The organism is Desulfovibrio sp. UIB00 (assembly GCF_022508225.1).
Taxonomy (GTDB): Bacteria; Desulfobacterota; Desulfovibrionia; order Desulfovibrionales; family Desulfovibrionaceae; genus Desulfovibrio.
This window is the reverse complement of sequence record NZ_JAETXJ010000002.1, coordinates 543858-559432: the sequence shown is the minus strand read 5'-3', so window position 1 is coordinate 559432 and position 15575 is coordinate 543858. Positions and strand designations below refer to the sequence as shown.

Here is a 15575-nt window from a genome sequence, read left to right as displayed (position 1 = left end):
TCTCCTTATACATAACCAGCGAGGCCGCCGGTTGCTGCTAAACATCACCGGTTAACCCTGGCGGCGGCCCACTTTTTCGTTGGCAGCTCGATCCAGCGTGTCTGAGGTCTGCATGACCTTTTGATACGCTTCAAACTGGCGCTGCACTTCGATCATGTTGACCATTTCGGACACGACTTCCACATTGGCGGCTTCCGTAAAGCCCTGCTCGACCCGCGCGCCATTGTCGTAGGCATTGCCTTCAACAATCTGAACACCATCGCGCGGGCGAAAGAGGTTGCCGCCCATTTTTTCAAGATTCTGCGGGTTATTCACGCTGACCAGAGCTAACTGATCAATAACGTTGCCATCGGCAAGTACCTGACCATCGCCGCTGATCTGCAAATGGCGCGTACCTGCGGGAACGTTGATAACGCCGCCCGCGCCTTGCACGGTGTACCCCTGAGGCGTCATGAGGATGCCATCGCCGTTGAGCACAAAGGCCCCATTGCGCGTGAGGTACTGACCCGTAGGCGTATTGACCCGGAAAAAGGCGTTGTCGCCGTTAATGGCAACATCAAGATCATTGCCGGTATATTGCATGGATCCTTGTGAAAAATCTGTATGCGAAACGGCCACGCGAACCCTTGCGGCATTCATCGGTTCGGGAAACAGGGGCGTAGACTTGAGGTTCAAAATCGGCTCCCGGATCTCGTCAAAGGCAAAGGTGGGCATGGTGTCCTTGAACGCCAGCGTTTCCCGCTTGTAGCCGCGCGTGTTCACGTTCGCCAAATTATTGGCGATGAAATTCATGCGGTGTTCTGTGGTCAGCGCGGCAAAAAGTCCGCTAAACATGCCTGCTTGCATAAGCAGCTCCTTGTGTTGGCAGCAGCGCTAAAGGTGAAGCGCCACCGTCTACCTCGGGCCTGATGGCCCTTGCCAGAGCTTTTGCAATATGCGGGCCAATTTCCGTACAGTTGAAAATATCCCCTGCGTGCTCGCGCAGCCCCGAAAAGGCGCAGAAGGCACAGGCTGCTGCAAGCACAGCTCACAGCCCGTGGATGCAAGCATGGTGCCCAAGCGCTAACCAGACGATTCTGAGGTTGCCCCACATATTATTGATAAAAGAGTCTACCCGAAACGCCCCCGCCACGGCGGCTGAATTGCTGCGACCACAGGCAGCCCCTGACGGGGATAAAAACGGCATTTGCTCGCGCCATCACTGACAAGCCCAAAATTCGGCCCCAGGAGCCAACTTTGGAAGAAAATTGAGTCTATCGTACTTGCCGCAATAAACTTTTTTTGCCGAAATCAAAAAAAATACTTGCCAGCCACCCCCTGTTGGCGTAAACACATCTTCGCGCCGAAGTGGTGGAATTGGTAGACACGCTAGGTTCAGGGTCTAGTTCTCGCAAGGGAGTGGGAGTTCGAGTCTCCCCTTCGGCACCATCTTTTAAGAGTCGTTACAAGCAACAGCCTGTAACGACTCTTTTTTTTGGCTTGTGCCCAGCATAGGCACCAGACCAAAACCCGCCCTTGGGAGCTTATGGGGTCAAAGCGCGGGGTCAAAGGCACGACAAAATTAGGCGCAAGCCCGTTTTGCCGTTGCCAGGAGAAAACCCCATGCCCCATCTTCTTCCCGCCATTTCCAACCTTGTGCCTGCCGTCGCCAGCAATCAGGATGATGACAAAAAGTCAGCCCCTGCGTATCTTTATTGCAAAAGAAAAATCTACTATTTTCGATATGCCTTCCCCGCCAACCTGCGAAAATCACTTGGGCGGGCCGAGCTGCGCGTTAGCCTGCAAACATCCTACCTGAGGATTGCGCGATTTCGCGTCCGCATGCTGTCCGCAGAAATTGGCAATATGATTCTTGAGGGGTTTATGCTGGACTACAAGGAAATACGCCGTCGCATGAATATCCTGCTCCAGCGCTTGCTGGAACAGGATCACGCAGATCTTTCAGAGCGTAAAAACATCTCTGTGGGAAAGCTCAACATCACATACGACCAGCTCAGAACGTCTCAAATCGAACTACTCCTGCACTGTAATTCACCACAACTGCTTGAACAGATTGCACCAGAATGCATTGTTGACTTGCTTCGTTCCGGTGCTTTCACACGAAGTGAGCTTGCTGGGGAAAACTATCTGCAAATAGTGAAAGCATATAAAGAGATGCAGATCACCAGGCATCGCATCGACATTGCCCGCACCAAAGGCGATTTCTTGATGGAAGAAGAAGTTATGGGGCGCGATTTTGGCAAGTTGCCTTGTGATATCTCATGCACAGCACAGGAGCCACCTGCTTTGCTGGAGGTGCCTACGCACGTTCACCAGCAGCAGACGGGAGGAATCCTTTATTCTGAAGCCATGGAACGGTACATCGGCCAGAAACTTCAGGACGGTGAATGGCGTGAGCACAGCGTGAGGGACCACCGGGGACGCCTGGAAGAATTTCTGACCATTATTGGCGACAAGCCCATCAAAGAAATTACCCGCTTGGATATGCGGCATTTTCGCGAAACGTTGAGAAAGCTCCCACCTAACCGCTCACGAATTAAGGCATTCAGAGATAAAAGCATACAGGAACTGCTCGACCTGAAGGTCCAAGACACCTTGAGTGTCACAACAGTCAACATTCTTGTAGAAGCCGTTGGAAGCATGCTTGCGTGGTATGTGCGCGAGGGGCTATTGGACGCTAACCCGGCAACCCATCTTCAGATCAAGGACAGCCGCCAAGCGATTGAACTGCGTCAGGCGTTCTCCGCCGACGAGCTCACAAAAATCTTTGCGCATCCCAAGTTCGCGAGAAAGGAATTCAAATCCCCCTCTTATTACTGGATCCCTCTGATTGCCCTTTTCACTGGCATGCGCCTCGAGGAGATTGCACAGCTTCACTGTGCCGACATCTATGAAAGCCAGACAAAGGGAATCTGGGTCATTGATATCAACATCAACGGGCTTGATGAACTTGGCAGGCCCAAGCTGCTGAAGAACAAAAATGCACGCAGAATTGTCCCCATTCATTCAGACCTTATACAGATGGGCCTGTTAGACTATCATACTGAAATTGCCAAGAATAAGCATATTAGGCTATTCCCGGAACTGAAGAAATCGGAAGGTGCGGTCAAATTTGGCAAACAGCCTGGCAAGCAGTTCAAGGCCGTTGTGACTGCAACGCTTGGCGAAGCTTCGGGTAAAACCTTCCATTCACTCCGGCATACCTTTGCTGACTTTTTCAAGCAACGTGGCTTGCAAAACGACTATTTTCGGCAGGTCTTCGGGCATGAATTGCCCATGCTTGCCGCAAAGCAGTATGGGGAAAAGTTCTCTCCAGCGACTCTTTACTCTGAAGTTATTGAACAATTCACACTGCGGATTAACACACTGCAACAGCTGGAAGAATAACTCGAAAACTGGACCACACTGAAACCACCCACAGTGTCGATAAAATATCATTTACGTAGCAGCGCTACTGAAAACCTGAACAATATATACCATAATGAGTGACTTGCCGTGGAAGAAAAAACAAATAAGTACATAGAGAGTATCAGGCAACCTAAAAAAATAGAAAAAACCTATGCCAGTAATGACAAAAGTAGCCTCCTGGACGATCCTAACCTTGCGAAACTGCTGCATGAAACTGATTATCTGCAAGCATATATCAAATATGAATCTGCGAGGAGGGAAGCAAACCGTATTAATTCCGAAAAGTATTTAAGGGATGAGCTACAAACACTTAAAGACAATCTTGATTCACGTTTTATTTCAGAGCATGAAATGTTTCCCACGAAAAGCGACATTTCCTCTGATGATATTCCTGAAGAATTGAAGGACATTGTAATATACATAGCAGGACGCACAGGATGGAACTATCTTCCTGTCTTACTTCTTATTCTGTTTTCAATTTCATCTGCAACTCGTGGGAAGTATGTCGGTAAAATTAACGATGCATGGTCAGAAGCGATTGTTATATATGGGTTGATTTGTGCAGAATCTGGAAACATGAAGAGCAACGTATTAAAGATGGTTATGCAACCACACTACCTATTTGAAGATAAAAAACAAAATGAACATGCAGACCATTTATCAAACCCAGCTAACAAAGCTAGCCGTCAGCTGGCAAGAAATATTGCGCGGAAGCAATCCCAAAAAAAGCATTGCGAGAATCTAAAAATCAACAAGGAATCACTTCAAGAATTTGCCGAAAGAATTCAACATGACTATGAAACAATAGATGCATATTACAACATTGACGAAATAAGCGCACTTCCAGTACTTTTTACAGAAAATAGTTCTTTCCCCAAACTCTATGAAACAATGCAAAATAATGGAGGCGGTACTACTTTTGCGAGCGCAGAAGGCAACACATTCTTGCACCTCGTATTTGCGTCTAGATCGCCGTTGGATATTTTTACAAAAGCGTATAACTATGAAAAGTTTATAACGGAAACCAAGCGCGATGGAACAAAGTCGTTTAAAAACCCATTCTTCAATATCGGACTTGTGATAAACCCTGATATAGCGCGACAACTATATTCAAACAAGCGACTTGGATTACATGGCCTAACTCCAAGATTTGCAGTTTGCTTTGGTGGAAAATATCATAAAATAGTTGAAGATGCGCCAGGAAAAACTGACTATAATAAATATATTGAACATATAAAAGATTTGCTCCAAAGCAGTTATACGCAGGAAGCGAGACGGGAACTCGTAGAAATAGATTTTTCGCAAGAAGCAATTCTTGAACTCAATGACATTCAAGAACATTTTGAAATAAGACAAAAAGAAGTTTCAAAAAATCAAGAACATTATCATGCTTACATCCGAAAACTGCATGGGTTAGTTGCAAGAATTGCTACGATTTTACATATCTGGCGTCATCAACAACCAGAAAAAGAATCGGTATCTAGGAAAGATGTAATAGTGGCAGATAAAATAGTCCGACAACTCAACACGCATGCTGAATACGCATTCTCTCCCAGTGGGTTGAGTGCATACTACGATGCGCAAAAAATAATTGACTGGATCACTCGTCATAGACATTCTTTCTTTACCTCCACCGATGTAGCGAAAGGCATTGAAAACATGAAAAATGAAAACATTTTTCCTGCGCTTGATGCGCTTGAAAAGCTCAACATTATCCGTCAACACATTGAACCCCAAAAAGCTCGCCTGTGTGTAGTTCACAAGGATTTTTTAATGAAATCACTTATATCCTCTTTATTACCATAATTATTACACCCCCATCTATCAGCAGTGAATAGATAGGGGTATCACCGAGTGCTAAGGAATTTTCATCACCCCCCTTTCATGTTCGCATCGAGGCCTTGGCTTCGTAGTCACCGGCATTCAAAATCACAGCGAAACCGAGGTGATCCTCTGACAAAATAGTAACATATCGATTTGCCTTTCCCCTTTAAGGCAGCCTTTTGCACAGCAGGCCAGAGGCCAGAGAATCATCTGCTGCGAATCCCCCAGCATGAATACAAAGGGCAGCAACAAAGGGCATGGCTCCGTTCATGGCCATACAGACCGCTCACTCCGATGATTGCCAAAGATGCCTGCTCAATGCGCCAAGAAAAGCCCCGTGCCCTTCCGGCTGCGAATTTGTGGCTGGGCACAAAACCTGCTCGAATTTAGACCCCTGAAAGCCTTAAGACCTCGATACTCAGTTCTCACCGCACAGGATGACACTGCGCCGCACAAATGCCCTTGTGCGGAATTTTTACAAAACCCCCTGTGTTCTTCAGGTGTTTTGAGCTTCCGCACAACCGCACAACCGCACAAACCCAAAATGCGCTTTTTAGTTTGTACATACTGGAGAAATCGAAAGCAGATGTTCAAGATCCTCTACGCCTGTAACAACAACCACAGCGGTGAAGCGTCATCTCCCTCCATCCAACTGCACCGGCTAGCAGCTTCAGAGCTGAAGAATTGGCAAGACTTGAACAGCTTTATGCATAAAGTTGGCTATGGTTCCCTATTGCATTCTGATCTGAAGATTACCGCACGCAAGTGACCTTAGAGAGGCCCGGCATAAACTCTACCATGCCGGGCCTTTTCGTTGTCCATATTAGCTGCAACCTTTTTCGCAGCATAGATGAATCCTGCTCTTGGCTAACCCATATTACCATTTTTGCAACATGGTAAAAATCGCTGTGCGGTCTGTGCGTTTGTGCGGAGCCTGAAACCCCAGCAATATACAGTTATTTCAGGCTAGAAACCGCACAAACCCTTCTGTGCGCCGCACAGGTTAAAAATCGTCACCAAAACTCATGTTCACATTTGCTTCAGGGGACAGCGACTTACCCCGCCCGGCTTCACCGTCCCAGGCGGACAGAATAAAGCCATAACCGCGAACGTTATGCCCCTTGATCCACTTTGTGGTCACAAGATTACCTTTGTCATTCATCAGGAGCCAGCCCTGCTGCTTCATGTGGTCTAGCAATTCGTGCTTATTAACGCCCTTGGCGAGGTCGTTAAACGTAGGGATGTTCATGAAAAACATCTGCTCCCCCTTGTCCTCCCACCTGTAGCCCGCAAGATCGCGCATACTCTCTCCCAGACTGTCCACCTCAACAAAGCGGCTCCTGCCGTGACGCGCAATGAAATCCTTAAACCGCTCAAGCGCCTTCATGATTTCCAGATTGCCGATGCCACCACGTTCATCAAGCCAGACTTTAAACCATTCTGCCACAGCATCACTTGATTCTTCAGGCGTCCAGGGCAGAATGTCATGCTTGGAGGCAAATATGCCTGCAGCGGCTATCAGGCCAAACTTAACTGCCACACGACGGACCTGGCCGCATGAAACGTCAGGGCAGCATCCCTTGGCAAATTTTTCAATTCCCTCTTTGATTTCAGCCAGATTCGCATCCAGTTCATTACTGTTGGCACCGCACAAGGCCGTGAGGAAGGCTCTCAAAGGTGTTCCATAGTAACGTTTGGCTGCTTTTTTAAGGTGTTCGCTCAACGCCGCCTCATTCGCAAACCCATTCAAGCTGGAATAGGCGTTTTTGCCCTTTCCACCGTCGATGGGAAGATTGACAACGCGGACGCTCTGCCCAGCCATGGCCCGGAGTTTTCCAGTTTCTTCAATCTTTTCATCAATCGTCTGTTCACCCGTAGATAAAAGCTGAATCAGCCAATGATAAGCTTTGCGCTGGGTAGAGTCCGGCCGCATGCGTTGCTTGCCTTGACCGTTGAACAGCATGTACATCAACTTGTACAGAGCCTCGGCGGTGGCCTCGCCAGATTCGTCCATCACCAGCAGACCATCATTATGCTGTACAGCCGTATATTCTCCGGCATTCGCCGTAGTGTTCCACTGGCGAATATACCCCTTGTCAGCGTTGCCACCGCAAAGGCTACCAGCCAAAAGCGCCAAAGTGGTTTTGCCTGTCGACGAGGGCCCGAAGAGGTGCAGCCCGCCCCCTTCCACCTCGCAGGGACGCAGAAGCGGACCTGTTAAGGCAAATGCCGTAACCAGCATCAACAGAGTATTACCTAAACAACAGCGGCCAACGTGTTCCTGCCACTCTGCAAGATCACCAGCGCAATTGAACAGCCCGTTTTCCTGCGTATAGTTGATCTCTTCGTTACCGCCCTCGCCAAAAATTTCATCTGGAAGAACATACCGGTTGCCATGCCAACCCAGCCGCTCCACGTTGATGAAGACCTTGTCCGTAGCAGCAAGGCGTAGATAATCCATGACAAACTTCCCCATCTTTCCGCCGGTCAGCTCAAGGCCATTATCGCAAAGCAAAGCTAATACATTATCGCACCTTCCAACACAGTCCCTCATGGGAATATTCAGTTTGTTGGCCTTGCCATCAGGTGTTACCAATTCCACCAATCTTGCCCAGCCAGTTCCGTCCGTATTGCGCATCCTGCCGAGAATTTTCAGAGGGCTGCACACTTTGAAACCATCGTCTTCCAGCATGCCACGGGAAGAGGAATAGTACAGACCATCTGTTTTCAGGCTAAACGATTCAGCCACAACTACCGCATCGCTCTGACGCTTGCGCTCCAGCTCAAGTGGACTGCGAACCTTGCAGCGAGGATTGCACTGGAAGATTTTCTGAATTTCCTCGCAGTTGGCTGGATAGCCTTTATACAGGGCATGTAGAAACTTGCTGCGAGTATTCTGCTCCGAGTATCCTGGGTAAGGGCGGCTGTATTCCTGCGCCAGTTCAAGGCCTTTTTCACCCAGAGGAGCCAACACACGCAGCATCATAAACCATTCAGGCTCGCTGAGTTTTGCAGCATTTTCGTGACAGTGATGCATAAACTGGCACGCTGAAAGAGACTGGAGGTTGTATGGACGGGGTTCCAGCGATTGCCAGTTCATCAGGGCGTAATCAAAAAGAGCTGTCATTCCAGTTGTAGTGGGGGGTACCAACGGTATTGAAGTTGCCCTTGGTTCCCGCGTTAGATCAAGCAGGTAGTCAACATCCCGCTCAAGAAACTCTTCTACGCTGACCTGCACCTTGTAACGCCCGTCTGGCCGTTTGATATTGGGAGCACGAAGCAGATGTCCCTTGCCGTTAGAATACAGGTTATAGTCAACAATTTCGTCGATAGTTTTTTCGTTGACTTCATCGGGTATAGATACCCCCAGGGCCAGCATTGCGAGCCTCTGGTTGTGCGAAGCTTGGGAAAAATGCCGCTTAAGCATCTTGTAATGTATCCTTGGCAAGAAGGGATGGCCATTTTCACCGCCAAACATTTCAGCTGGAATGCGAATATGGACTCCTTTGCTACCGCTCATGAAGTAATCAAGCATGGCGGGGTCAAAGCCATCATAAGCAAAGACTAAGTCCCTGACGAAGCTCCGCGCGGCGATCACTGCGAGGAAAGGAGCTTCTTTACAGTCGATGTCCAGCCACAGGTCACCGAAGCGTAAAGGCTCAGCCTTGCCCTTCTCTGGTTCAAAGTTGAAGCTTGTGGTCGTGAACGCCTTGCAGCCTTCATCAAGTGCCTGTGAACGCGACTCCCGAGTATCCTCGATAAACTGCCAGGGGCCACTACCGGGCCCGGGGATACCAGCGTATACAAATCTGCTCTTGTCCATAGAAAACTTTCCTTTCGGGGTGATACGTGTTGAATAAATCCCAAACGGGAAAACAACTGCCGCATATAATAGAAAAGGGGCATGAATTTCTTCATGCCCCGATTGCTGAATTGCCTCAGGTGCTATGCTGTTTATTGCTGGACGTACTGCCGAAGCCATTGCAGGAAACTTCGACGCTCATAGCATACTTTCTTTCTGATGCGTATTTTGACCCACGGCCCGTTGCCTGCCGCATCAAGATTTGAAAGAGTTTTGGCCCTCATCAGTCCTCCCATCTGCCGGGCCGCTTCTTCACGGGAAAACACCGGTGGGAGATTCTTCTCTAATTGCTCAAAGATTGCAGTTTCAGATGCATGTGTGTCCATGACTTAATATCCTCCAGTAATTTTGCATACTATATCGGCATGGAATAGCCTGATCTGGTAATTAATTACGGAGTCAGAACCACGATGCGGCGAAGCAAGTAAAGGGTATCCGCACGGGATAAAATCCTTGCGGAATTGATAGGCGCTGGTTCGCAGTAAGGATGGATGTTTGACTTTGACAGGGGGAATTATGGCAGAATGACTACCATGAATGTGCTTTAAATTGGCGTCAGGGCTTACCAGAAGAATAATCATAACCCCAGTAACGTTGCCACGGCCCGCCATGCGGCACGCCTGAAATGACAACGCAACTTTCTGGCTGGTTCACTGCTCGGCAAAACTTTGCGCTAATTTCCGGCGGCATGGTCGCATCCGTGCGGCTGCTTAAATGCCGCTGGGGCAAGTGCTGCAGTGATGGAGCCACCGCCATAGGGTTCAAGGATTCTGTAAGCGGACTCACGCCCTGCAGGTCTGCCCAAGCTTCAGTATCAAGATTGCCCGCAACCGTGCCCAGAAAGGCCACATCCTGCCGTCTGGCAGCCAGAAGCGCTGCAGCCCCGCCACCGCCAGAGAATCCGACTAGGACGACCTGCTCCGCCACGCATGCAGCCTTGGCCTGGGTAATGGCTTCATCAAGGCTGTTAATCACCTCCAGCCCAAGCCGCGCTGACGTCCAGTAGCGCTTTGAACACTGCCATCGATCCTCGCCCTGAACATATTGGCATGGTCGCGCCAGATAAAGCACGATGTCCGACCCCGGATCAGCCATAGCCAGGCGCAGGGCCACAGGATTGCGTGGCGTGGGGTCTGTAGATGGCCGGGTGCGAGACTCCCAAGCGTGTCCGTCGCCTTCAATATACACGCGCAAAATTTTTGAGTGAGGCGATAAGCCGGGGCGAAGCAAGCTGTACAAAGTAAACGATTGCGTTGGTAGGCGCATTTCATGAAATCTACCTCTCAATGCTTCCCGGTGGGCATCGATGGCTGAGGGAGTGGTGCACCCCATGAAAAAGCTCATGCATATGAGCAAGATGATACAACGCATGAGCATATCGTGGTTGGCGTGTCATATTTAGTCAAGTGTGGGTGGATCTTCCGATTCGTACAAAAAAGGCGATACCCACTGTTTTTAAACAGTTGTGGGGGCACTGTCTGGGGTTTTGGGAAAGGAAAATTTTTTCTCCCAAGGAATCAAACTTTCCATATTCTGGATTTAGGTGAAGCCATTATTCCCTCGCAGGCAAATGCCCGCGCAAAATTATTGGAGGTAGCCATGTTAGGGAAAATACTGTGCGTTCTTGGGGGCGTAGTTTTGGGATATGTGGCCCGTGAAGAAATTAATGAAGCTGTTGAAAATGTTATGGAAACATTTAGCGGGCAGAGTTCGTCTGGTTGCGTCAATGATTGTTCTGCTGAAAGCGAGGAAAGGCATTCTGACGAATCCGGCGAAGAAAGAAACAGGGGAGAAAACAGTCCTTCTATTGCCTAATCGCTAAACCTACAGTTCTAGTGGGCAGGTTACCTGCCCACTAGAATGCCAAGCATATTAACCTATAGCTTGAAATCGTTATCATATCTGGTTATTGATTGAAAAAAAGGTAAATTCCATGCCCCCGAAGTTGGATCCAGATACTACTCCTGGTGTAAAAACATTGAGGCTGTTCCGAAAGCTTCTCTTAGACCGCCGCCGACACTACCAAAGCGATTTGGCAGTTGAACTACAGTGCTCCCCCCAAACTGTGGGACGCCTGGCCAGCGAAATCGAAACAGTGATTGGTACTGCATTGCATTCAGGATTAGATAATCGTAAACGCTGGTACCAATACATCGTTAATGACGGGCATTCTTTGGGGCTGGATTTTGAAGAACTTCGCTTCCTTTCCATATGCCGTGAGATGGCTTCGGGCATTCTCCCTGACCCAGTTTTGAAGCGTGTGGATGCGTCTCTTCGCCATCTTGCCCTGCATATGGCTGATCCCAACAACATTTCCCCTAAGAAACATTTTTCGTTCAATGCCAAAGGGCGCATAGACTACACGCCTCATGCAGGACATATTGAAAAGTTGGTAACTGCAGCAGACCAGGGTCTGTGTTGTGAAGTAACATACCGAGCTCCTGGTCGTGAAACACCAAAAGAGCATTTGTTTGTACCGGTCCGCATGGTTGCAATGAATAATGCCCTGTATGCGGTTGGATTTTTTGTAGACGCTGACACCTGCACACCAGAACGGCCATGTAACATGGCCATACACCGAGTGCAGCGCCTTGTCACAACTGACATGCGCGTTCGTCATCCACTGCCGCAAATCGATGAGGCTGGTTTTGGATTACCTTGGCATGAACCTCGTGCGTTTTGCATACGCTTCAGCCCAAAGGTTGCAGACTATGTACAAGAAAGGGAATGGGCAGCAGACCAGCGAGTTGAGAGCATGGCTGACGGCAGCATTAAGCTCACCCTTACTACTTGCGCAGAGCCAGAACTAAAAGCTTGGGTGCGAAGTTTTGGTGAAGATGCGGAATTTATATAAGGAGAGGTACTACAAAGCGATAACTTTTCACATGTAACCAGCAACGAGGACTAACTACTTTTTTTGCTAAATATTCTACCTTGTACCGAACGCTATTTTTTAATGTCTGGCGAGGGTGTTTCACATTGATTATTTCGAACTGGTAAATTTCAATCAGGCAAGGCAACCAGACTATGGCAACAATGTTTCCCAGTGATGTTGATGCATTTACTACGGTTGGAGAAGGAAAAACCTACCAGTTCTTTCAAAAAGTCGCCCGGCCAGACAGCGCTTTTTTGGCATGGTATTCCCCCGATGTAGAAGATAAAGAGCCAGATTTTATTCTGTTTTCTCCAGAATGCGGATTAATTGTTTTTGAAGTTAAAGATTGGGCTCTGGACCAGATTATCAAGGCTGACCCCAAGGCCGTAACCCTTCAGCTTGGGGCGACTCAAGAAAGACGAAAAAATCCATTTGCGCAGGCCAAAGAGTATGTAAACAGCCTGTTGAACCTGTTGGATCGAGGAGAATCGCATTCCTCAAACGGCAAGCTCAACTTGCCTTGCCCTGTTAACTCCGGTGCTGTTTTACCCCATATTTGCCGCAAAGATTTCTTGAATGCGGGTTTGGGCGAAGTCATGGATGCATCCCGTATCCTTTTCTGGGATGATATGCAGCTAGATTCCCCCTTTGTGCGGGATGCCGCAGGGCAAATATTTCGCCAGTGGCTGATGGAGCATTTCCCCCCACGTTTTATATTTGCGCTCTCTCCCGCAGAGCTGGACAAGCTACGAGCGGCAATTTTCCCTGTAGTTCGAATCCAGCTGCCACAGCGTTGTGGAACTGCATCCGAATTGCAGCAGCAGAATATCATCCGCGTGCTTAATGCCGAGCAGGACAACCTGGCCAGATCTTTCAATGCCGATAAACAGCTTGTTACAGGGCCTCCCGGCAGCGGAAAAACCCTTATCCTCGCCCACAGGGCCGGTTTTTTGCCTCGGGTAAACAAGCATGTGCGACGTATTCTGATTGTTTGCTTCAATCTGTCGCTGGTCGGGTATATCCGTCGTTTACTTTCCGTCCGTGGGGTTGGACTGGGTTCGGAAGGAGTGGAGGTTTTGCCTTTTTACTCCCTGTGTGAAAAAATTTTGGGTGAACGGCTGGCGCATTCTCAAGAGCAAGGCGACTATTATGAACTTGTGGTTCGTGAAACCCTAGAGCGACTTAATGGCTCACATCCATTGCAGGGGCACTGGGACGCCATAATGGTGGATGAAGGGCAGGATTTTTCTTCAGACATGGCTCAGGTTGTTCTGCGGCTTTTGCCAAAGTGGGGCAGTTTGCTGGTGACGCAGGATGACAACCAGTGCTTGTACCCACAGGGTAAGCAAGGATGGGACTCTCTGGAAATTCCCGGCTTGCGAATTCACAGGCTGACGCAGCAATATCGCAATACCAAGGCCATAGCGCGGATCGCGGCACGTATGCTGGAGAGCACGCTGTCGCCGGAGTCATTGGTGGGGGCAGAAGGAACCCGGCCAGAACTTTTGGAGTGCCCAGATGCTGCATCGTTGCCAGCAACTGTTGCCTCGGCGGTTGCGCAGCTAATACGCAGTGGCGTGCCAATGAACGAAATTGCTGTCCTTTATGCTCAGTCAAAAATCAGTGGCGTGGAAAACCTGCCGGAAGCACTGGTGCAGGCCATTGAAGCGCAGGGTGTGCTTGCGCAGTGGGCAGCGCGCGATTACTCAAGCAAAAAGAATTTTGACATAACCACTGAAAGCGTCACAATTTCAACTATTTATAGTGCAAAGGGCCTGGATTTTGCTCATGTTTTTCTGCTCGGCCTAGGAGGGCTCAATCCCGCCTCTGTTCACCACCGCCGTCTTGCCTATGTGGGTATGACACGTGCGAGGGAAAGGCTGACCATATGCCAATGTGGAAAGTGTGCCATGACTGACAGACTATTTGACTGAATTTTATCTGAATATTCCACTCTGCCAAGAGCCGAAAAGCAATAAAGGATTCAAAGATGGCTGACAGCATCCCAATGCCAACAAATCACACCCTCAAGCAAGAAACAGGCGAAAATCGCACGCAAGACACCGTCGCCCTCTTTCGGCAAGAGTTGCTCTTGAGCGTGCGTGATTATTCTGTCAAGGCAAGCAGTGTTTCAGACCGGGAATGGCTGGCGGCCTACTTTGCCAAAAGGCTTCCGCAATGGTCACCCGAAACATGCGCCGATGTCGCCGCAGAGATCTCGGTTGGCATGGCCGTGCATGAGGAAAAAAAGCAAAGTCTGCGCGCTGCCAATGCCGAAGGCATGGGCGTGGATAGCTGGCTTGCACGGGAGGTCAGGCAAGGGGCACGCGCTGCAAGCGTCAATGAGTTTGGCACGTATCTTACGCAAGTGGATGTGGCCATACGTGAAGCAAATATTGACCTCGCTGCAACTATTACCACAGCAGAAGGCCGTGTAAGTCAAAATCCCAATCTTGATGGTTTTATCTTTGAAAGTGATCATGCCGCCTCGTTTAACATGGATGCTGCCCTTAAGGGAGAATCTGTGCGAGCAAAGGTGCTGCGCCCAGAGCCAGGGCAAACCTACGCCAAAAATTCTGCGGATATTGCCGTTGTGGATGCCGAAGGCAATGTGCTGCAAGAAGTTCAGGCAAAATGCTACAGAGATGCCGAGCATTCCAACATGGCCTTTGAAGAAGGCGATTATGGAAACCAAGGCAAGCTGGTGCCCAAGGGGCATGAGCACGGGGAAAGCACCTCACAAATCCAACAGGGCAACGTTAAAAGCAAGCAGGTAAGCAAGGAAGAAGCCAAAACAGCACAGGCGAAAGCGCAGCGGGAAGGGGATGTTCCGCAAAAAAGCTGGGACGACTTCACATGGCGTGAACTGAGTGTGAATATTGGCAAACAGACATTGTTGGCTTCCGCCCAAGGCGCGATTATCAGCACCTCGATAAGTTTGGCGGTATCACTGGCGCAGCAAGAAGAGGTTGATGGCGAAGAACTGGTGGAAATAGCTATCACGTCTGGCAGCAAAAGTGGAGCCACCTGTGCGACTGCCGGGGCGCTTAAAGTCGCAGCGGAATTGGATATGTTGCCGCGTATTTCACTGCCGATTCCAGAAAGCGATATTCTTCTGGGTGCAACTATCAATGAAACTTCAACCGCATCAGTTACTGCGGCATGTTGCAGCCGAGGTAGAGATTTAACTTCTGTTCTTAAGTCATCCTCTGTCGCCGTTGGCATTTTGGCTAGCGTGGTTGTAGACGGCGCTCAGACAGCTTACAAAGTTGCCACAGGCGAAATGACAGCCTCTGAGGGATATATGGAAACGGAACGGAGTATTGGGGCCGCAGCGGGCGGAGTTTATGCGGCAATACCTGCGGCTGCATGGGGCGCGTCAATCGGAGCCCTGCTTGGGCCTGTCGGAGCCGCAGTTGGTGGTTTTGTGGGAGGGGTGATTGGCGGCATAGCCGGTTCGACTATTGGTCGTAAGCTCGTTGAAGGTCTGCAGAAAGTCAGGAGTACAGCTGTAGCTGCATTAAAGCATGCTGGAAATTCCATTGTCTCTGGAGTCAAAAAAGTAGTTGGATTTGTTAGTGATTTCTTTGGATTCTAATATTTGCA

General features: G+C 49.2%; 10 protein-coding genes and 1 tRNA gene. 7 read left to right on the top strand and 4 right to left on the bottom strand.

Features of this window, described 5'->3' with window-relative positions:
- Positions 1-51: 51 nt before the first annotated feature.
- Entirely contained in the window at positions 52-846 is a 795-nt protein-coding gene (flgF, locus tag JMF94_RS05435) for a flagellar basal-body rod protein FlgF (RefSeq protein ID WP_240824160.1), read from the bottom strand.
- 495 nt (positions 847-1341) lie between these two features.
- On the opposite strand from flgF, the gene JMF94_RS05430 reads away from it, so the two are divergent.
- The 3 genes from JMF94_RS05430 to JMF94_RS05420 all read left to right on the top strand — a co-directional run bounded on the left by JMF94_RS05430 (position 1342) and on the right by JMF94_RS05420 (position 5214).
- Positions 1342-1428: transfer RNA gene (locus JMF94_RS05430), tRNA-Leu, on the top strand.
- 174 nt (positions 1429-1602) lie between these two features.
- Positions 1603-3387, top strand: coding sequence for a DUF6538 domain-containing protein (locus JMF94_RS05425; RefSeq protein ID WP_240824159.1), 1785 nt, complete (start codon positions 1603-1605; stop codon positions 3385-3387).
- A 108-nt stretch (positions 3388-3495) separates the two neighbouring features.
- A complete protein-coding gene (locus JMF94_RS05420) occupies positions 3496-5214 on the top strand; it encodes a DUF3987 domain-containing protein (RefSeq protein WP_240824158.1) in 1719 nt (572 codons plus the stop codon).
- 1021 nt (positions 5215-6235) lie between these two features.
- Here the strand turns inward: JMF94_RS05420 and JMF94_RS05415 are convergent.
- The 3 genes from JMF94_RS05415 to JMF94_RS05405 all read right to left on the bottom strand — a co-directional run bounded on the left by JMF94_RS05415 (position 6236) and on the right by JMF94_RS05405 (position 10288).
- Positions 6236-9214: a DUF927 domain-containing protein gene (locus tag JMF94_RS05415; RefSeq protein WP_240824157.1), complete on the bottom strand. Its 2979-nt coding sequence runs from the start codon at positions 9212-9214 to the stop codon at positions 6236-6238.
- On the bottom strand, positions 9187-9420 hold the full coding sequence (locus JMF94_RS05410; protein ID WP_240824156.1) for a hypothetical protein: 234 nt from the start codon (positions 9418-9420) through the stop codon (positions 9187-9189). Before JMF94_RS05410 ends, JMF94_RS05415 begins: the two co-directional genes overlap by 28 nt.
- A 229-nt stretch (positions 9421-9649) precedes the next feature.
- A complete protein-coding gene (locus JMF94_RS05405) occupies positions 9650-10288 on the bottom strand; it encodes a hypothetical protein (protein WP_240824155.1) in 639 nt (212 codons plus the stop codon).
- Between the two features lie 405 nt (positions 10289-10693).
- Here JMF94_RS05405 and JMF94_RS05400 point away from each other — a divergent pair, with 405 nt between their 5' ends.
- The 4 genes from JMF94_RS05400 to JMF94_RS05385 all read left to right on the top strand — a co-directional run bounded on the left by JMF94_RS05400 (position 10694) and on the right by JMF94_RS05385 (position 15567).
- Positions 10694-10909: a hypothetical protein gene (locus JMF94_RS05400; RefSeq protein ID WP_240824154.1), complete on the top strand. Its 216-nt coding sequence runs from the start codon at positions 10694-10696 to the stop codon at positions 10907-10909.
- Positions 10910-11027: 118 nt separating this feature from the next.
- A complete protein-coding gene (locus JMF94_RS05395; RefSeq protein ID WP_240824153.1) occupies positions 11028-11948 on the top strand; it encodes a WYL domain-containing protein in 921 nt (306 codons plus the stop codon).
- 182 nt (positions 11949-12130) lie between these two features.
- On the top strand, positions 12131-13903 hold the full coding sequence (locus JMF94_RS05390) for an NERD domain-containing protein/DEAD/DEAH box helicase (RefSeq protein ID WP_240824152.1): 1773 nt from the start codon (positions 12131-12133) through the stop codon (positions 13901-13903).
- A gap of 56 nt (positions 13904-13959) precedes the next feature.
- Positions 13960-15567, top strand: a complete 1608-nt coding sequence (locus JMF94_RS05385; protein ID WP_240824151.1) for a hypothetical protein — start codon at positions 13960-13962, stop codon at positions 15565-15567.
- Positions 15568-15575: the final 8 nt, after the last annotated feature.